The organism is Streptomyces sp. NPDC048650 (assembly GCF_043199095.1).
GTDB lineage: Bacteria > Actinomycetota > Actinomycetes > Streptomycetales > Streptomycetaceae > Streptomyces.
In genome coordinates this window covers 155307-173561 of sequence record NZ_JBICVM010000011.1, presented here as the reverse complement: position 1 = coordinate 173561, position 18255 = coordinate 155307, and the positions used below count along the sequence as shown (strand labels likewise).

The following is an 18255-nucleotide window of genomic DNA, read 5'->3' as shown; positions in this document are numbered from 1 at the left end:
CCGCCGAGGGTTACGCCACCGGCCCCGCCGCCTTCTCGAGCTGCTGGGTGCCGGTACGGGTGCAGTACGAACGCAGCAGCGTGCTGGTGGCGTTCGGGTCGGCCTTGTCGGAGACGCCGAAGTAGTCCATCTGGGTGCGCTCGGCGCTGACGTCGAGGACGCCGTAGCCGTGCGAGTCCATGTCCAGCCACTTCACGTGGCGGTTGGCGGCGCGGATGGCGGCGACCCCGGCCAGCGAGATGGTGTGCGGGGCGACGTGCAGGATGTCGTCGACGTTGTCGGAGGTGACGGAGGTGACCACGAACTCCGTCGCCACCGGCCGGGTGTGGGGGTAGGTCGCCGCCTCCCGCGGCACGTCGTTGGCCCAGGCCATATGGATGTCGCCGGTCAGGAAGACGGTGTTGTCGATGCCGCGGTCGCTGAGGTGGGCCAGCAGCTCGCGCCGGTCGTCGGTGTAGCCGTCCCACTGGTCGGTGTTGATCGCCAGGCCCTCCTTGGGGACGCCGAGGATGTCGGCGAGCGGTCCGAGCAGGTGCGCGGGTATGGAGCCGAACGCCACCTGCGAGATCATCACCGAGGTGCCGACCAGGCGCCAGGCGGTGTCCGAGCGCTCGAGTCCCGCCTTGAGCCAGTCCAGTTGGGCCCGGCCGGTGATCGTGCGGCCGGGGTCGTCGACCGCGCCGCTGCCCACCGGGGCCTGCTCGTCGCGGAACGACCGCAGGTCCAGCAGGTGGAGATCGGCGAGGTTGCCGAAGCGCAGCCTGCGGTAGGTGGTACCGGCGGTGGAGGGCCGTACCGGCATCCACTCGAAGTACGCCTGCTTCGCCGCGGCCATCCGCGCGGCCCAGGGGCCCTCGGTGTCCGGGGTGTGGTTGACCGCGCCGCCCTTCCAGGCGTTGTCGGCGAACTCGTGGTCGTCCCAGATGGCGATGACCGGGTGGGTGGCGTGCATGGCCAGCGCGTCCGGGTCGGTCTTGTGGACGCCGTGCCGGATGCGGTAGTCGGCGAGTGTGAGCAGCTCGTGGGCGGGGGAGTGCGGACGCACGACGTGCTTGAAGTCCGGGTACTCGCCGGACTTGTACTCGTAGAGGTAGTCGCCGAGGTGCAGCACCGCGTCCAGGTCGGCGCGGGCGGCGAGGTGCCGGTACGGCGAGAAGTAGCCGGACTCCCAGTTGGCGCAGGAGACCGCGCCGAAGCGGACGTTGCCGGGGGCCGCGTCCCGGGTGGGCGCGGTGCGGGTGCGGCCGACGGGGGAGTGCTGTCCGTCGACGGCGAAGCGGTAGTAGTAGCGGGTGGCCGGGCGCAGGCCCCGCACGTCCGCCTTGACGGTGTGGTCGGCGGCGGCGGTGGCGGTCACGCTGCCGTGCGCCACCACCTCGCCGAAGTTCCGGTCCGTGGCCACCTGCCAGGCCACCTTGGTGGCGGGGCCGAGGCCGGAGCCGGGGGTGGCCCCGGTGGCCGGGGTCACTCGGGTCCACAGCAGGACGCCGTCGGGGAGCGGGTCGCCGGAGGCGACGCCGTGCTGGAAGAACCGGCGCCCGTCGGCGGGGTCCTGGGCGTGTGCGGCGGTGGCGCCGGCCAGCGGAAGCAGGGCGGCGGTGGCGGCTGCGGCCGTGACGGCGGAGCGGCGTGAGAGGGGGGCATGATCGGTCACGGCCGATCACCTTACTGGCCGGTAGGGGGGAGCGGGAGGGCGTTGCCCGGGAAACCCGGAAATTCGCCCACCCGTTCCCTTGCTGCCCGGTTGCGGCCTTCAGCGCCCCGCCGTCGGGTCCTTCTCGCCCTTCCGGATGCCCTGGCCGCCGTCCTTGCCGGTGCCCTTGCCCTGGTCCGTCCCCTTCGCCGGGCCGAACTCCTTGTCGATCATCTTCTTGAAGTTGGCCAGCGAGAGCTGGTTGTACTGCGCCTGCGTCATCTGCTGCTGCGGGATCTTGTCCATGACCAGCTTCTTGTCGCCGTGCATGAAGGTCGGGGTGCCCTTGACGCCCTTGCGGCCGAACAGCGCGGTCATGTCCATCGTCCAGCGGTCGTAGGTGCCCTTCTTGACCGCCTGCTCGAACGCCTTGTTGTTCTTGAGCTCCGGCACCTCGGCGGCCACCTTGAGCAGCGCGGAGTCCTTGGCGTAGACGTCGTCCCGCTCATCGGGGTGGTTCTTCGCCGAGTACAACGCCGTCTTGTACTTCAAGAAGGCGTCCGGGCTGACGTCGAGGGCGGCGCCCAGCGCGCTCAGCGCGTTCTTCGAACCCTCGCCGCCTCCCAGGCCGTCGATGAACGAGTACATCGTGAACCGGACCTTGAAGCGGCCCTCCTTGATGTCCTTGAGCAGCTCCGGGCCGGTGCTCTGCTCGAACCCGGCACACGCCGGGCAGCGGATGTCCTCGAAGACCTCCAGGGTCTGCTCGGCCTTGGGGTCGCCTATGAGGATCTCGGTGCCGTTCTTGCCCTGGGTGTGGGCCGGCGTCACGGCCTTCGCCTCCGCCGCGGCGTCCCAGCCGGTGGGCTCGGTCAGCTTCATGATGCCGAAGCCGATACCGGCGGCGACCACCAGCACGCCCACCACCGAGGCGCTCACGACGAGCTGACGCCGCGTCTTCTCCTGCTTCTTCTGCCGCTCGCGTTCGGCGCGGATCCGCTCGCGGGCCGCCGTCTTGCCGGCCTGGCTGTTGCGATTGCTCATGGGGGGTTCCCGTTCCTCGGGGTGGATGGCTCGTACGGAACTCAGGCGGCGGCGGGCGGAGGGCCGCGGCGCAGTACGCAGTGCACGAGGAAGGGGAGCGGGCCCGGCGGCGGCAGCGGGTGAGCCGGCCGCACGCGGCGGCGGGGCGGGGCCGGCAGGGCGGTGGCCACCGCGGCGGCCCGGCGCAGCGGCCGGCATGCGCCGGCCGCGACCGCGCGCAGCAACTGGTCCAGCGCGGCGTCCCAGCGGTGCAGCCAGGCGGCGGCGAGCAGTCCGACGGCGAGGTGGGCGGCGAGCAGCAGCCAGGGGGCCGCGGGCGGCGTCGGGGCGACGGCCAGGGCGTCCGTGCCGTGCGGGAGGGCGGCGCCCCGGCCGCCGGTCCGGCACAGCAGATCGACGCCGACCGAGTGCAGCGGGCCGGCGACCGGGCCGCCGGCCCGTCCGTAACAGGCGTGCTGCCCGGTGGTGAAGACGGTGTCGGCGGTCAGTTCCAGCGGCACCAGCAGCGACGCGACCGCCCCGTAGGTGCGCTTCCGGCCGGTGAGGGCGTACGCCGCCGCGAAGACTCCGGCGCACACCGCGGCCAGGGGGAGGGGCGGCAACGGGGCGCGGGAGAGCAGGACATGGGAGGTGGCCGAGAGCAGGACGCACAGCGCGGTGAACACCGTCGCCCGTACCGCCCGAAATCCCCTCCCCTGCATGCCGGGAGTCTGCCATGCGCACGGCAGAAGCCCGGGTCAAGATTTGGCATCGGCCGGCGCGCACCGCGCACGCCGGCCGATACCGCCGGCCTCAGTGCTTGAGTGCCTTGTCCACCTGGGAGTTGAAGTCCGCCACCGTGGAGGGTGCGGCCTTGCCCTGCGGGGTGTCCGTGCCCAGCACCGTGCCGTTCAGCTTGATGGTCGGGGTGCTGGTGACGTCCTTGTTCGAGTTGAACGCGTCGGACATCTCGAGCGCCCACCGGTCGTAGGTGCCGCCCTTGACGTTCTTCTGGAAGGCCGCGTTGCCCTTGAGCGCCGGGATGGTGTCGGCGACCTTGATCAGGTAGCTGTCGTCGGCGAACTTGTCCGGACCGGTCTCGTCCGGGTGGAACTCCTTCGAGTACAGCGCGTACTTGTACTTCAGGAAGGCGTCCGGGCTGACGTCGAGGGCGGCGCCCAGCGCGCTCAGCGCGTTCTTGGAGCCGGTGCCCTTGAGGTTGCCGTCGAGGAAGGTGCCCAGGTGGTAGGACGCCTTGTACTTGCCGTCCTTGATGTCCTTCTCGACGGTCGCGCCGATGGTCTGCTCGAAGGAGGCGCAGCCGGGGCAGCGCGCGTCCTCGAAGAGGTTGAGGGTGTTCTTGGCGTCGGGCTTGCCGACGACGATGGTGGTGCCCTTCTCGCCGGAGGTGTTGGCGGGCTCGACGAGCTTGGCCTTGGCGGCCTTCGCCCACACCTTGTCGCCGCCCGCGGCGGCGGTGGCGCCGCCCCCGCCGCTGTCGCCGCCGCCGGAGTTGGCGACCGCGAGTCCGATCCCGCCGGCCACCGCCAGCACACCGACGACCGCGCCGCCGACCACCAGCTGCCGGCGTACCCGCTCCTTCTTCGCCTGCCGCTCACGCTCGGCGCGCAGCCGGTCACGGGCTGCCTGCTTGTTGGCCTGACTGTTGCGATTGCTCATGACTGTTTCGCTCCGTGGAAATCCGTGGAAAGGGGATGCGTACGGTGCTGTCGGGGCCGCCCGCATGCGGTGCGGGCCCGGCCTCAGGCAGCGAGCGCGCAGGGCGGTCCACGGCGTACGACGCTGTGCACGAGCAGAGGGACGGCGCGGGCGGGCGGGCCGGGCCGCACGGGGGCGGGCGCCCGGCGGCCGGGGGCGGCCGGCGCGCCGATGACCGCGACGGCGATCAGCAGCGGGCGGAAGGCGAAGCCGCCCACCGCGCCGAGCAGCTGGGTCAGCGCGGCCTCGCCGCGGCGCAGCCAGGCCGCCGCCAGCAGGCCGGTCAGCAGATGCGCCGCGAGCAGCAGCAGCCAGGGCGCGGCGGGCGCCGCGGCGTCCTGGGGGAGTCGTACGAGGGGGGCGCCGACGGCTCCGCCGCCGCAGAGCAGATCCACTCCCAGCGAGCGCAGCGGCCCGGTCACCGGGCCGCCGCCCTCGCCGTAACAGGTGTGCTGGCCGACGCTGAAGACCGTGTCGGCGGCCAGCTCCAGGGGGAGCAGCAGCGCGGCGATCCGCCAGTAGCCGCGCTCCCGGCCGGCCAGCGCGTAGGCGAGCGCGTAGACGGCGACGCCGAGCGCGGCGACGGTGGTCAGCGGCAGCGGCATGTGGGACAGCAGCACATGGGACGCCGAGGACAGCGTCACGCACAGCGCCGTGAAGAGCGCCGCGCGCAGTGCCCGCAGGTGTGCCGCCGAGAGGTCCATTGCTGCGAGTGTGCCATGGGACCCGCCGGGGCGTGTCCGAGAGGAGTGTCACCCGACAGGAATCTCAGGAATCTCTCAGACAACGCGGGAGACAACGCGGGAGAGCGGCCACGTCCCTACAGGCCGGGAATCTGCCCGTTCCGGAAGAGATCCACGAAGATCTGGTGGTCGGCGCGGGCGCGCGCCCCGTAGGAGTGCGCGAAGTCCACCAGGAGCTGGGCGAAACCGTCCTCGTCGGCGGCGATGGCGGCGTCGATGGCGCGCTCGGTGGAGAACGGCACCAGGGAGTGGCCGCTCTCGTCGTCCGCGGCACCGTGCATCGTGGCCGTCGCCCGGCCGAGGTCGGCCACCACGGCGGCGATCTCCTCCGGGTCGTCGATGTCCGACCAGTCCAGGTCGACCGCGTACGGCGAGATCTCGGCGACCAGCTGGCCCGCGCCGTCCAGCTCGGTCCAGCCCAGCCACGGGTCGGCGTGGTCCTGAAGGGCGCGCTGGGAGATGACCGTGCGGTGGCCCTCGTGCTGGAAGTAGCCGCGGACCGACGGGTCGGTGATGTGCCGGGAGACCGCCGGGGTCTGCGCCTGCTTCATGTAGATCACCACGTCGTTCTCCAGGGCGTCGCTGTTGCCCTCGAGAAGGATGTTGTACGAGGGCAGCCCGGCCGAGCCGATGCCGATGCCGCGGCGGCCGACGACGTCCTTGACCCGGTAGGAGTCGGGGCGGGTCAGGCTGGAGTCGGGCAGCGTCTCCAGATAGCCGTCGAAGGCGGCCAGCACCTTGTAGCGGGTCGCCGCGTCCAGCTCGACGCTGCCGCTGCCCGCCGAGAACCGGCGCTCGAACTCGCGGATCTCCGTCATCGACTCCAGCAGCCCGAACCGGGTCAGCGAGCGGGCGTCGCGCAGCGCGTCCAGCAGCGGGCCCTCGGCGGTGTCCAGGGTGAAGGGCGGCAGCTCTTCCTTGTCGGCGTTCTTCGCCCCGGAGGCCAGCGCGTGGATACGCTCGCGGTAGGCGGCGGCGTAGGTGCGCACCAGGTCGCTGATCTGCTCGTCGCTGAGCGCCTTGGCGTAGCCGATCAGCGCGACCGAGGCGGCGAACCGTTTGAGGTCCCAGGTGAAGGGCGCGACGTACGCCTCGTCGAAGTCGTTGACGTTGAAGATCAGCCGCCCGGTGGCATCCATGTAGGTGCCGAAGTTCTCGGCGTGCAGATCTCCGTGGATCCACACCCGGCCGGTCCGCTCGTCCAGATAGGGGCCCTGGTCCCTGCCGTCCTCCAGGTCCCGGTAGAACAGGCACGCCGTGCCCCGATAGAAGGCGAAGGCCGAGGCCGCCATCTTCCGGAACTTGACGCGGAAGGCGGCGGGGTCGGCGGCGAGGAGCTCGCCGAAGGCGGTGTCGAAGACGGCGAGGATTTCCTGGCCGCGCTGCGCGGCGTTCGGTGCCGGGGCGTGCTGGGACGACATCGCTGGGTGCCTCCTGGGGCCGGGAGAGGGGATGGTGCCATGGCAGAACCACTTCGCGACGTGATCGCGACGGATCGTCGTGGATCTGCCACTGACAACGGGCGAGGCTACTCGTGAGTGCCCCGCGGGGATCCCCCGGGAGCCCGTCCGCCCGGGTGCTCGGCCGCCACCGCGCGTCGTCCCGCTGCGCGCCGCGCGGCCCGCTGGATGTCGGCGCCGAGTCGTAGACTTCGACACCGTCCCACCCACCTGTCGCCCACCGCCCCCGGAGGTCCTGCGCCGTGACCAAGCCGCCCTTCACGCACCTGCACGTCCACACCCAGTACTCGCTTCTGGACGGCGCGGCGCGGCTGTCGGACATGTTCAAGGCGGCGAACGAGATGGGCATGACGCACATCGCGATGTCCGACCACGGGAATCTGCACGGTGCGTACGACTTCTTCCACTCGGCGCAGAAGGCGGGTGTGACGCCGATCATCGGGATCGAGGCGTATGTGGCGCCGGAGTCGCGGCGCAACAAACGCAAGATCCAGTGGGGCCAGCCGCACCAGAAGCGCGACGACGTGTCCGGTTCGGGTGGTTATACGCACAAGACGATCTGGGCGGCGAACAAGACGGGTCTGCACAACCTCTTCCGGCTGTCCTCGGACGCCTATGCCGAGGGATGGCTGCAGAAGTGGCCGCGGATGGACAAGGAGACCATCTCCCAGTGGTCGGACGGGCTGATCGCCTCCACCGGCTGCCCCTCGGGTGAGCTCCAGACCCGGCTGCGCCTCGGACAGTTCGACGAGGCGGTGAAGGCGGCCTCCGAGTACCAGGACATCTTCGGCAAGGACCGGTATTTCCTGGAGCTGATGGACCACGGCATCGAGATCGAGCGTCGGGTCCGCGACGGCCTGCTGGAGGTCGGCAAGAAGCTGGGCATCCCGCCGCTGGTGACCAACGACTCGCACTACACCTATGCGCACGAGTCCGTCGCCCACGACGCCCTGCTGTGCATCCAGACCGGCAAGAACCTCTCCGATCCCGACCGCTTCCGCTTCGACGGCACCGGCTACTACCTCAAGTCCACCGAGGAGATGTACGCCATCGACTCCTCGGACGCCTGGCAGGAGGGCTGCGCCAACACCCTCCTGGTCGCCGAGCAGATCGACACCGCCGGGATGTTCGAGAAGCGCGACCTGATGCCGAAGTTCGACATCCCCGAGGGCTTCACCGAGGTCACCTGGTTCCAGGAGGAGGTCCGGGTCGGCATGGACCGCCGCTACCCGGGCGGCGTCCCCGAGGACCGCCAGAAGCAGGCCGAGTACGAGATGGACGTCATCATCCAGATGGGGTTCCCCGGCTACTTCCTCGTCGTCGCCGACTTCATCATGTGGGCCAAGAACAACGGCATCGCCGTCGGCCCCGGCCGAGGCTCCGCGGCCGGTTCGATCGTGGCGTACGCCATGGGCATCACCGACCTCGACCCGATCACGCACGGGCTGATCTTCGAGCGGTTCCTCAACCCCGAGCGCGTGTCCATGCCCGATGTCGACATCGACTTCGACGAGCGCAGGCGCGTCGAGGTCATCCGGTATGTCACGGAGAAGTACGGCGCCGACAAGGTCGCCATGATCGGCACCTACGGCAAGATCAAGGCCAAGAACGCCATCAAGGACTCCGCGCGCGTACTGGGCTACCCCTACGCCATGGGCGACCGCCTCACCAAGGCCATGCCCGCCGACGTCCTGGGCAAGGGCATCGACCTCTCCGGCATCACCGACTCCAAGCACCCGCGCTACAGCGAGGCGGGCGAGATCCGGGGGATGTACGAGAACGAACCGGACGTGAAGAAGGTCATCGACACCGCCAAGGGCGTCGAGGGCCTGGTCCGGCAGATGGGCGTGCACGCGGCCGGCGTGATCATGTCCAGCGAGCCCATCGTCGACCACGCCCCGCTCTGGACGCGGCACACGGACGGCGTGACCATCACGCAGTGGGACTACCCCCAGTGCGAGTCGCTCGGCCTGCTCAAGATGGACTTCCTGGGCCTGCGCAACCTCACCATCATGGACGACGCCGTCAAGATGGTGAAGAAGAACAAGGGCATCGAGCTGGAGATGCTCTCTGTTCCGCTGGACGACCCCAAGACGTTCGAACTGCTCTGCCGCGGTGACACGCTCGGCGTCTTCCAGTTCGACGGCGGCCCGATGCGTTCGCTGCTGCGCCAGATGCAGCCCGACAACTTCGAGGACATTTCCGCCGTCTCGGCTCTCTACCGGCCGGGTCCGATGGGCATGAACTCCCACATCAACTACGCGGAGCGCAAGAACGGCCGCCAGGAGATCACCCCGATCCACCCGGAGCTCGAAGAGCCCCTGAAGGAGACGCTCGGCCTGACCCACGGCCTGATCGTCTACCAGGAGCAGGTGCAGAAGGCCGCCCAGATCATCGCCGGGTACTCCCTCGGCGAGGCCGACATCCTCCGCCGCGTCATGGGCAAGAAGAAGCCCGAGGAGCTGGCGAAGAACTTCGTCCTCTTCCAGGAGGGCGCGAAGAAGAAGGGCTTCTCCGACCAGGCCATCCAGGCCCTGTGGGACGTGCTGGTCCCGTTCGCCGGCTACGCCTTCAACAAGGCGCACTCCTCCGCGTACGGTCTGGTCACCTACTGGACCGCCTACCTCAAGGCGAACTACCCCGCCGAGTACATGTCGGCGCTGCTCACCTCGGTGCGCGACGACAAGGACAAGTCGGCGGTCTATCTGAACGAGTGCCGCCGCATGGGCATCAAGGTGCTGCCGCCGAACGTCAACGAGTCCGAGGCGAACTTCGCGGCCCAGGGCGACGACGTGATCCTCTTCGGACTCACCGCCGTCCGCAACGTCGGCCAGAACGTCGTCGACGCGATCATCCGCTCCCGCAAGACCAAGGGGAAGTACTCCTCCTTCCCCGACTACCTCGACAAGGTCGAGGCGGTCGTCTGCAACAAGCGCACCACGGAATCGCTGATCAAGGCGGGCGCGTTCGACGAGATGGGCCACACCCGCAAGGGCCTGACCGCGCAGTACGAGCCGATGATCGACAACGTCGTGCAGGTCAAGCGCAAGGAGGCCGAGGGGCAGTTCGACCTGTTCGGCGGGATGGGCGACGCCGCCACGGACGAGGGCCCCGGCTTCGGGCTGGACGTGGAGTTCTCCGACATCGAGTGGGACAAGACCTACCTGCTCGCCCAGGAGCGCGAGATGCTCGGGCTCTACGTCTCCGACCACCCCCTCTTCGGCCTGGAGCACGTGCTGAGCGACAAGGCCGACGCGGCCATCGCCCAGCTGACCGGCGGCGACTACTCCGACGGCTCCATCGTCACCATCGGCGGCATCATCTCCGGCCTCCAGCGCAAGATGACCAAGCAGGGCAACGCCTGGGCCATCGCCACCGTCGAGGACCTGGCCGGCTCCATCGACTGCATGTTCTTCCCCGCCACCTACCAGCTGGTGTCCACCCAACTCGTCGAGGACACCGTGGTGTTCGTCAAGGGCCGCCTCGACAAGCGCGAGGACGTCCCCCGCCTGGTCGCCATGGAGATGCTGGTCCCCGACCTCTCCGAGGCGGGCACCAACGCCCCGGTGACGATCACCATCCCGACGGTCAAGGTCACCCCGCCGATGGTCGAGAAGCTCGGCGAGGTGCTGAGCAGCCACCGTGGTTCCACAGAGGTGCGGATCAAGCTCCAGGGCGCTCGGAAGACGACCGTGCTGCGGTTGGACCGGCACCGCGTCACGCCCGACCCGTCCCTGTTCGGTGATCTGAAGGTCCTGCTCGGCCCGGCCTGCCTGGCGGGCTGACGGCCCACGACACCCGTACGAGGGGCGCGCCGCCGGGCGCGCCCCTCAACTCGTCTGCGGCCGGACTCAGTTGTGGCCGAAGCGCCGCTGGTGCTTGCGGGCGACGTCCGCCGGGCTGCCCTGCGCGTGCTGCTGCGGCTGGGAGATGGCCTCGATGGCCGACTTCTCGGCCGCCTGCTGGCCGCGCTCGGCCGGGCTGCCCTTCTGCTGACTTCGGTCCTTCTTGCCCTTGTTCTTAGCCATGGCCGTGCCTCCTGAGGGGGTCCTTGATCGGGGCCGGGACCAGACTTACACGGCGTGACGAATATCGCATTTCGGGCAATTACCGTGCGTGATGCGGTCCGTTAGTCGGCGTTGGTCACGACGGGCGCGAAAAGGTGCACGCCATGTGCCCGAGATCCCCGCCGAATCCGCCACGCCGATGATCGAGACGGGGCAGATAACCCCCGTACGGTCGGGCAGACTCGAGGGAAAGCCGAAGAAACTCGTGCCACAGGCCGAGCCGGGGGGCGACCGGGCTTTCAGCACCTCAGGGAAGAGGGTGGAACGTGGATCGCTGCGTCGTCCTGGTGGACGCCGGGTATTTGCTCGGCGCCGCCGCGAGCCTGCTCGCCGGAGAACCCACCCGGTCCCGGATCTCCGTCGACCACGCCGCCCTCATCCAGGGCCTGAGACAGCGCGCCGAGGCCGACACGGAACGGCCGCTGCTGCGGATCTACTGGTTCGACGGCGCCCCCGACCGCGTCCCCCAGCCCGAGCACCGCAGGCTGCGGGTGATGCCCCGGGTCACCGTCCGGCTGGGCGCCCTGACCCGCAGCGACGGCCGCTGGGCGCAGAAAGGGGTGGACGCCGCGATGCACGCCGAGCTGACCGAGCTCGCCCGCAACCGCGCCTGCTCCGACATCGTGCTCGTCACCGGCGACGGCGACCTGCTGCCCGGCCTGATGTCCGCGAAGGAACACGGCGTCGCCGTCCACCTGTGGGCCGTCCAGGCCGCGGACGGCGACTACAACCAGTCCGAGGACCTGGTCGCCGAGGCCGATGAGCGGCGGGTCCTGGACCGTGCCTGGATCACCCGGGCCGTACGGGCCAAGGAACTCAGCATGTCCTGCGCCCCGCAGCCCGCCCCGCGCCCGGAGATCGCCGCGATCCTCTCCGCCCCGCTGCCGGAATCCGCCGTCGCCGCCGCCGCGGCCGCCGCAGCGGCCGGCCCGGACGGCGCCGACCGTACCCACGACCGCAACGGCACCAACGGCAGCGCCCGCCCCGCGGCCGCCGACCGGGATGAGACCAACGGCGGAGCGGGCCCCGGCGGCTCCCGGGTCGTCCCCACCCCCAAGGATCTGGCCGGCCTGGGCCGTACCCACACCGCGCCCGTCGGCAACGGCAACGGCAACGGCGTCCATGTGCCGGCGCCCTCCGCCACCCTGCGCTGGTCCTCGGACAAGGGCTGGGCCGAGCGCAGCGGCACCCTCGGCGAACCGTCCGAGACCGCATCCCTGCCCACCCTCGCCCAGCTGACCAGCGCCGAGCAGCGCTGGGCCGACCGCGAGGAGGACATCACCGCCGTCAGCGGCGATCCCTTCGAGGTCGGCCAGGTCTTCGCCCGCCGCTGGACCGAGCGGCTCTCCGACACCGCCCACCTCCAGCAGCTCTCGACGGAGTACCCGCGCATCCCGCACCGCATCGACGGGGAACTGCTGCGCTACGCCGCCCGCTTCGGCCTGCTGGCCCACAAGGACGACCAGATCGACGAGCACGACCGCTACGCGATCCGGGCCGGGTTCTGGCGGGAGGTCGATCTGCGCACCGCCGCCGAGCACACCCCGTCGGGGACCTGAGGCCGAGGACGCGTACCCTCGTAGCTCGTGAGGACGGGCGCAAAACAGGTGGACCACGGCGGAACGGCGTGCGTCGTGCGGGACCTCGTCAAGACCTACCCCGCGGTGCGTGGGCGTCGCGGGGCGGACCGGGCGCCCGCCGTACGCGCCAGCGACGGCATCAACCTGGAGGTGCGGCGCGGGGAGATCTTCGGGCTGCTCGGCCCCAACGGCGCCGGCAAGTCCACCCTGGTGCGCCAGCTGACCGGACTGCTGCGCCCCGACTCCGGCCGCATCTGCGTCCTCGGCCACGACCTGGTGCGCCATCCCGAGCGTGCCGCCCGGCTGCTGGGCTATCTGGGGCAGGAGTCCACCGCCCTGGACGAGCTGACCGTCGCCCTCGCCGTGGAGACCACCGGACGACTGCGCGGACTCGACCTGCGCGCGGCCCGCGCCGAGCGGGACGCCGTCCTCGACGAGCTGGGGCTGACGGAGATCGCCGGGCGCCCTCTGAAGAAGCTGTCCGGCGGCCAGCGCCGGCTGGCCTGCTTCGCGACCGTGCTGGCCGGCGAGCGCCCGCTGCTGGTGCTGGACGAGCCGACCACCGGCATGGACCCGCTCGCACGCCGTGCCGTCTGGGCGGCGGTGGACCGCCGCCGGGCCGAGCGGGGCGCCACCGTCCTGTTGGTCACCCACAACGTCCTGGAGGCCGAGAGCGTGCTGGACCGGGTCGCGGTCATCGACCAGGGCCGGGTCATCGCCTGCGACACGCCCGGCGGACTCAAGGAACTCGTGGCGCAGGAGGTGCGCCTGGAGCTGGTGTGGCGCGACCGGCCACCCCTCGACGTCCCGGAGGTCGCCGCACTGCGGCCCGCCGCCCAGGTCTCCGGCCGTCGCTGGACGCTCCGGCTCCCGGCCGACGCGGCCCGCGCCGCGGCCTTCGCCGTCACCACGGGCCCGGCCTTCGCCGCCCTGGACGACTTCACCTTCGCCACGCCGAGCCTGGAGGACGTCTATCTTTCCCTCGGTGGACGCGCGGAAGGGCTGGTCAAGGCGTGAGACGACCGGCGAGCACGGGGACGACGTACCGCAACAGCATCGAGGAAGGCCCGGTGACAGTGTGAGTGCCGCTCCCGCGCAGGCGGTGGCCGGGGCAGCCCGGGACACCGGGGCGTGGCCCGAGGACGAGGCGGCCGCCCCGCTGGCGCCCCGCGCCCGACTGCTGCCCGCGCTCGGCGCCGTCTACCGCGCCCAGCTCTCCCGGGCCCGGGTCGCACGGATCCCGCTGCTGTTCGTCGCCACCTTCCAGTCCGTCGGGATCATGATCCTGATGCGTGGCGTGGTCGACGACGGGGCCGGGGCCCGGGCCGTGGTGTCCGGGGCCAGCGTGCTGGTCGTGGCCTTCGTCGCGCTGAACCTGCTCGCCCAGTACTTCGGTCAGCTGCGGGCCGGCGGCGGGCTCGACCACTACGCGACGCTGCCGGTGCCGCCGGCCGCCGTGGTGCTGGGCGCGGCAGGCGCCTACGCCTCGTTCACCGTGCCGGGCGCCGTCGTCACCGCCCTCGCGGGCGGCGTCCTGTTCCAGCTGCCGATGGCCCACCTGTGGGTGCTGGCCGCCGTGATCCCGCTGTCCGGAGCGGCGCTCTCCGGCCTCGGTGCCGCCCTCGGCCTGCTCGCCCCGCGCCAGGAAATCGCCACGCTCTGCGGTCAGTTGGGCATGTCGGCCGCGCTGCTGCTCGGCGTCCTCCCGGCCGGCGGACTGCCCGCCGTGATCGGATACGCCCGCGATCTGCTGCCCTCGACCTACGGTGTGGAGGCGCTCACCCGCAGCTTCGACGCCCACCCCGACTGGCTCATGGTCGGCGCCGACCTGGGCGTCTGCGCCGCCGTGGGCGTGCTCTCGCTGGCCGCCGCGACCTGGGCATATCGCCGCGCCGCGGTCCGATGACCGGCGCCGGTGAGCCGCTCGGGCGTCCCTCTTCCCGCCGCACCGCGCCGACCTGGCACGATGACGGGGTGACCGCACCGCTGACGCCACGCGACAACCAACCGCCCGACGAACCGCAGAACCCCTGGGCCGCACCGGCCGCCCCTACGGGGGCCACGGCCGACGACGGGGGCCTCGGCGGCCCCGGATTCGTCCGCGAGCTGCGCGAGGGCGCGGTGATCGCCCTGCTGGTCGCGGTGTGCGGCCTGCTGCTCGGCGTGCTGTGGAACTGGCTCGCCCCGCACACGCCGCTGATCTCGGACACCAAGGCCGTCTACCTCAAGAACACCGAGGGCGAGGAGGCGATCGGCGCGGACGGCACCTTCGTGCTGCTCTGCCTCGGCTTCGGCCTGCTCTCCGCCGCGGTGGCCTTCCTCTTCCGCCGCCGTGGCGGGATCCCGTTGGTGGTGGCGCTGGTCGTCGGCGGCCTGCTCGGCGCCACGCTGGGCTGGCTGACGGGCATGTGGCTGGGGCCCATGGCGGATGTGGCCGCGCACGCCAAGCAGGTCGGCCCCGGCGTCACCTTCGACGGGCCGCTGCGCCTGGGGGCCAAGGGCGCGCTGCTGGCCTGGCCGATCGCGGCGATGCTGGCCCAGCTGGCGCTGACCGGTCTGTTCGGCCCGCGTGACCCGGAACCGCCGTTCCCGGACTGGTCCGGCCACTACGAGCAGGAGCCGCCGGCCGCGTCCTAGCAGGGACGCGCTCGGCCCGGATGTGCCGCGCGCCGCCGGGCCGCACGGCCCGGCGGTCGGCCGTCACCGGCCGCCCCGGGTCAACCGCGGGCGATCGGCGCCCAGCGCGCCCCGGTGAGCGTGACCAGATCCGCGGGCGCCAGCTCGACCTCCAGGCCGCGCCGGCCGGCCGAGACACAGACCGTCCCGTGGTCCTGCGCCGAGGCGTCGACGACCGTACGCAGCCGCTTGCGCTGGCCGAGCGGCGAGATCCCGCCCAGGACGTATCCCGTGCTGCGCTCGGCCGCCGCCGGATCGGCCATCGCGGCCCGCTTGCCGCCGACCGCCGCCGCCAGCGCCTTGAGGTCCAGCGAGCCGGACACCGGAACCACGGCCACGGTCAGGGTGCCGTCGACATCCGCGAGCAGCGTCTTGAACACCTGCTCCGGTGCGACACCGAGCGCCTCGGCGGCCTCCTCGCCGTACGAGGCCGCCGCCGGATCGTGCTCATAGGCATGCACCGTGAACGGGACCCCGGAGGCCGCGAGCGCGACCGTGGCGGGCGTGCCCTGCCCCCCGGGCTGCTGGCTCTTCCTGGTCTTCCTGGCCACTTCCCCACGCCTCAGGTCGTCCTGACGCCCTACGTCGTCCTGCCGCGACCCGCCGGCGCCATCGGTCAGTTGGGGCTGGTCGGCTGCCGGGTCAGGTCCACCGCCGGCAGCGACGGAAGCTTACCGAGCAGCGCGGACTCCTGGCGAAGGAGTTCGAGCTCCTGGCCGAGCCGGGAGGCGGTGTCCGGCGCCTCCAGCAGCCGCTGCTTGGCGGGCACGTCCAGAACGGCCGCCGCGGCGACGAGATACGACAGCACCGCCGGATCCGCGGGCAGGTCCTGACCGCTCGACAGGGTCCGCTCGTTCGCCCAGGCAAGCCGCTTCTGATACGTGCGGAAGGCGCGCACGACACCGGAGGCGAGCGCGCCCGCGCCCTCGCCCTCGTCGTCGTCCAGCTCCTCCGCCTCGACCGTCAGATACGGCCCGGAGGCGTCCACCGACCCGAGGCGGAAGCGGGCGGTGCCGGTCGCCAGCACTTCGTAGCCGGTGTCGTCGTCGGACGACTTGGCGCGGATGGTGGCCGCGTCCGCGATGCAGCCGACCGTGTGGAACGCCTGCACCGGATCGTCGCCGAAGCCCGCCGCGGGGCCGTCGGCGACCGGCAGCGTGGCGTCCGGCATGCCCTGTGCGGTCGGCGCGACCTCGCGGCCGTCCCGGATGGCGACCACCGCGAAGCGGCGGTCCTCCTCGGGACGGTCGGCCAGGTCGCGCATCATCGCTCGGTACCGCGCCTCGAAGACGTTCAGCGGGAGGACGAGTCCCGGAAACAACACCGAGTTCAGCGGGAAGAGCGGCAGGCGCACGGAGGTCACAGCCGGTAAGCCTAGCCCCCCGCGTTGTCGGCTTTCCCGCCGGTTCGCTGCGCTTGGCTTGGGCCCCACGTTGTCGGCCGTCCCGCCGTAGGGGTTTGTCGCCGTGGCGCCTGCGGCGGGCTGTGGCCGCTGCGCGGGGCTGTTCGGCTGCGGGCCCGGCCCTCCGGACTCCGTCCTGCGGTCCGGCACCGCACCCTACAAACGCACGCCTGCCGCGTGGGGGTACCTCCCACGCCCTTTAGGCAGTGGGGGAGCAACGGCGAACAACCCCCACGGCGGGACGGCCGACAACGTGGGGCGCCGGCCAAGCGCAGCGGACCGGCGGGAAAGCCGACAACGTGGGGCGCCGGCCGAGCGCCGCGGGCCGGACTACTGCCGTCGCAGCAGCCGCGACGCGCCCGCCGCCACCGTCGTCGCGAGCATCCAGCCCGCCAGGATCAGCACCGCCGCCGCCCACTGCGCCCCGCCGCACGGCTTCCAGGCCGCGCCCTGATTGAGATCTATCACCGGCAGCAGCAGGTCGAGGGCGTAGAGATAGGGGTTCCAGGGAGGGGTTTCGCCCGCCTTGAGCGGGGGTGGTGGGTTGGTGGAGAAATAGACCGTGCCGATGGCCCACAGGATGGCCATCCAGACCGCGGCCCGCCCGGGGCGGTAGCCGTACGCCACCGTCCAGTCCTGCAGGAACCCCCATGTCTTCGCGGCCAGCGGCAGCGTCTCGCGGCGGCGCCGCTGCTTGGCCAGCTGCACCTCCCGGGCGTCGGCGTCCTCACCGCTGGCGCGCAGCGAGGCGGCCAGCATTTCGTACGGCTCGGGTGCGTACTCCGGGGTTGCCGCGGCCACCCACTGCAGTCGCAGCGCGAGCGGGAAATGACCGCGCGGGATCAGCGTCTCGTACGCGAAGCCGGCCATCCACAGGCCGCCCAGGCCGGGCCAGCTCGCCGATTTGTCGACGAGGTTGACGACCCGGGCGCCGGAGAGGATCACCCGGCCGCGCTGCGGACGCTCGCCGAGGAACCGCAGCTCGGGCGTCTGGATCCGGCGCAGCGACAGCTCCTGGTCGGACTCCATGATGAAGCGGGCGTGCTCGAAGTCGACCGCGTCGCCGAACCGCCCGTCGTCCAGCCGCATCCCACCCTCGCACTCGAAGCGCTGCATCCGGGTGCCCCGGGAGGGGGTGTGGAGGGTGCCGTACGGGGGAGTGGCGCCGCTGGAGAACGGGGAGTTCGCCAGGCCGGCGGCGGTCAGGTACAGGGTCCGCTCGACGGTCAGCTGGGGGGCGTTGAGCGCCCGGCGGCCGAAGGGGTTGCTCAGCCGGCTGCCGCGCAGGCTGAGCGACACGCCGATGGTGGCGCCACGCAGCGACAGCTCGCCGTAGGACTCCATCATCTCGGCCTGGAGGTCCTGGGCGACGGTCAGTCCGTCCGCCATGACGGAGCGGCCCTGGCGGTCCTTGTGCGCCACGGTCTGATTGAGCATCAGGTCCGTGCCGATGTGCGCGTCGGTCAGTCGGATGCCGTTCTGCACCACGCAGCGCGGCAGGTGCAGATCGCCCTCGGTCTGCAGCCGGGCGGCCTCCAGTCGGGGTATCGCGCAGTTCACCATCCGCAGCGTCGTGAACCGGCTCTCCGGCAGCACCACCTCCGCCTCGAAGCGGCAGTCCCGCAGCTCGACGAATGGCTTGATCGTGCCGCCCGCAAGGTCGAGAGTGTCCGTGATGTACGCACCGGTGAGCTTGAGCGCGGGCACGCGTCCCGGCTGGGCCACCGGCCCCTCCAGAAGCAGTAACGCCAGGACCCGGGCCCGCACCCGGCGCTCCGGGCCCCACAGGTGCTGGCCGTGCGGATCGTCGCGGGCCGGGTCTCCTATGTGCAGATCGCAGGTGCTGCCGTTGCGGAACGCCTGCCACATGCTCCATTCCGCCGATGTCAGCTGCAGGTCGGCGGGCGCGTCCCCGTCCCAGGGTTCGGTCACCGTGCATCCCCCTTTCACTC

Annotated in this window: 15 protein-coding genes; 5 read left to right on the top strand and 10 right to left on the bottom strand. The window is 71.6% G+C overall.

Going from position 1 to position 18255, the window contains the following annotated elements; genetic code table 11:
* Positions 1-10: 10 nt before the first annotated feature.
* The 6 genes from ACGFML_RS28035 to ACGFML_RS28010 all read right to left on the bottom strand — a co-directional run bounded on the left by ACGFML_RS28035 (position 11) and on the right by ACGFML_RS28010 (position 6539).
* Positions 11-1654, bottom strand: a complete 1644-nt coding sequence (locus tag ACGFML_RS28035) for an alkaline phosphatase D family protein (protein WP_393548273.1) — start codon at positions 1652-1654, stop codon at positions 11-13.
* A 99-nt stretch (positions 1655-1753) separates the two neighbouring features.
* On the bottom strand, positions 1754-2677 hold the full coding sequence (locus tag ACGFML_RS28030; protein ID WP_393548271.1) for a thioredoxin domain-containing protein: 924 nt from the start codon (positions 2675-2677) through the stop codon (positions 1754-1756).
* A gap of 41 nt (positions 2678-2718) precedes the next feature.
* A complete protein-coding gene (locus ACGFML_RS28025; protein WP_393548269.1) occupies positions 2719-3378 on the bottom strand; it encodes a hypothetical protein in 660 nt (219 codons plus the stop codon).
* Positions 3379-3469: 91 nt separating this feature from the next.
* Positions 3470-4336: a thioredoxin domain-containing protein gene (locus ACGFML_RS28020; protein WP_393548267.1), complete on the bottom strand. Its 867-nt coding sequence runs from the start codon at positions 4334-4336 to the stop codon at positions 3470-3472.
* Between the two features lie 83 nt (positions 4337-4419).
* Positions 4420-5079 carry a hypothetical protein gene (locus tag ACGFML_RS28015; protein WP_393548265.1) on the bottom strand — a complete coding sequence of 220 codons (660 nt, stop codon included), beginning with the start codon at positions 5077-5079 and terminating at the stop codon, positions 4420-4422.
* A 116-nt stretch (positions 5080-5195) separates the two neighbouring features.
* Entirely contained in the window at positions 5196-6539 is a 1344-nt protein-coding gene (locus tag ACGFML_RS28010) for a DUF2252 domain-containing protein (RefSeq protein ID WP_393548263.1), read from the bottom strand.
* A 281-nt stretch (positions 6540-6820) separates the two neighbouring features.
* Between ACGFML_RS28010 and dnaE the strand changes: the two genes are divergently transcribed.
* The gene (gene dnaE / locus ACGFML_RS28005) at positions 6821-10363 is read left to right on the top strand and encodes a DNA polymerase III subunit alpha (protein ID WP_393548261.1); all 3543 of its coding nucleotides are present in this window, start codon (positions 6821-6823) and stop codon (positions 10361-10363) included.
* A 66-nt stretch (positions 10364-10429) separates the two neighbouring features.
* Here the strand turns inward: dnaE and ACGFML_RS28000 are convergent, their stop codons facing one another.
* Positions 10430-10606 carry a hypothetical protein gene (locus ACGFML_RS28000; protein ID WP_393548259.1) on the bottom strand — a complete coding sequence of 59 codons (177 nt, stop codon included), beginning with the start codon at positions 10604-10606 and terminating at the stop codon, positions 10430-10432.
* A 305-nt stretch (positions 10607-10911) separates the two neighbouring features.
* On the opposite strand from ACGFML_RS28000, the gene ACGFML_RS27995 reads away from it, so the two are divergent.
* From ACGFML_RS27995 to ACGFML_RS27980, 4 genes are all read left to right on the top strand, one after another.
* The gene (locus tag ACGFML_RS27995; protein WP_393548257.1) at positions 10912-12204 is read left to right on the top strand and encodes an NYN domain-containing protein; all 1293 of its coding nucleotides are present in this window, start codon (positions 10912-10914) and stop codon (positions 12202-12204) included.
* A 27-nt stretch (positions 12205-12231) separates the two neighbouring features.
* Positions 12232-13242 (top strand): ABC transporter ATP-binding protein, encoded by a 1011-nt coding sequence (locus ACGFML_RS27990; RefSeq protein ID WP_393548255.1) that lies wholly within the window; start codon positions 12232-12234, stop codon positions 13240-13242.
* An 85-nt stretch (positions 13243-13327) separates the two neighbouring features.
* Positions 13328-14131 carry an ABC transporter permease gene (locus tag ACGFML_RS27985; RefSeq protein ID WP_393548437.1) on the top strand — a complete coding sequence of 268 codons (804 nt, stop codon included), beginning with the start codon at positions 13328-13330 and terminating at the stop codon, positions 14129-14131.
* Positions 14132-14199: 68 nt separating this feature from the next.
* Complete coding sequence (locus ACGFML_RS27980) at positions 14200-14862, top strand: ABC transporter permease (RefSeq protein ID WP_393548251.1); 663 nt, start codon at positions 14200-14202, stop codon at positions 14860-14862.
* Positions 14863-14942: 80 nt separating this feature from the next.
* Here the strand turns inward: ACGFML_RS27980 and ybaK are convergent, their stop codons facing one another.
* From ybaK to ACGFML_RS27965, 3 genes are all read right to left on the bottom strand, one after another.
* A complete protein-coding gene (gene ybaK, locus ACGFML_RS27975; protein ID WP_393548249.1) occupies positions 14943-15452 on the bottom strand; it encodes a Cys-tRNA(Pro) deacylase in 510 nt (169 codons plus the stop codon).
* A 65-nt stretch (positions 15453-15517) separates the two neighbouring features.
* Positions 15518-16264: an LON peptidase substrate-binding domain-containing protein gene (locus ACGFML_RS27970; protein WP_393548247.1), complete on the bottom strand. Its 747-nt coding sequence runs from the start codon at positions 16262-16264 to the stop codon at positions 15518-15520.
* Positions 16265-16633: 369 nt separating this feature from the next.
* The gene (locus ACGFML_RS27965; protein WP_393548245.1) at positions 16634-18235 is read right to left on the bottom strand and encodes an oxidoreductase; all 1602 of its coding nucleotides are present in this window, start codon (positions 18233-18235) and stop codon (positions 16634-16636) included.
* Between the last annotated feature and the right edge of the window lie 20 nt (positions 18236-18255).

What these genes read in the sequence shown, in the direction of transcription:
- ACGFML_RS28030 (WP_393548271.1), bottom strand. Translation starts at nt 2,677, where the DNA reads ATGAGCAATCGCAACAGCCAGGCCGGCAAGACGGCGGCCCGCGAGCGG.
- ACGFML_RS28025 (WP_393548269.1), bottom strand. Translation starts at nt 3,378, where the DNA reads ATGCAGGGGAGGGGATTTCGGGCGGTACGGGCGACGGTGTTCACCGCG.
- ACGFML_RS28020 (WP_393548267.1), bottom strand. Translation starts at nt 4,336, where the DNA reads ATGAGCAATCGCAACAGTCAGGCCAACAAGCAGGCAGCCCGTGACCGG.
- ACGFML_RS28015 (WP_393548265.1), bottom strand. Translation starts at nt 5,079, where the DNA reads ATGGACCTCTCGGCGGCACACCTGCGGGCACTGCGCGCGGCGCTCTTC.
- ACGFML_RS28010 (WP_393548263.1), bottom strand. Translation starts at nt 6,539, where the DNA reads ATGTCGTCCCAGCACGCCCCGGCACCGAACGCCGCGCAGCGCGGCCAG.
- ACGFML_RS28000 (WP_393548259.1), bottom strand. Translation starts at nt 10,606, where the DNA reads ATGGCTAAGAACAAGGGCAAGAAGGACCGAAGTCAGCAGAAGGGCAGC.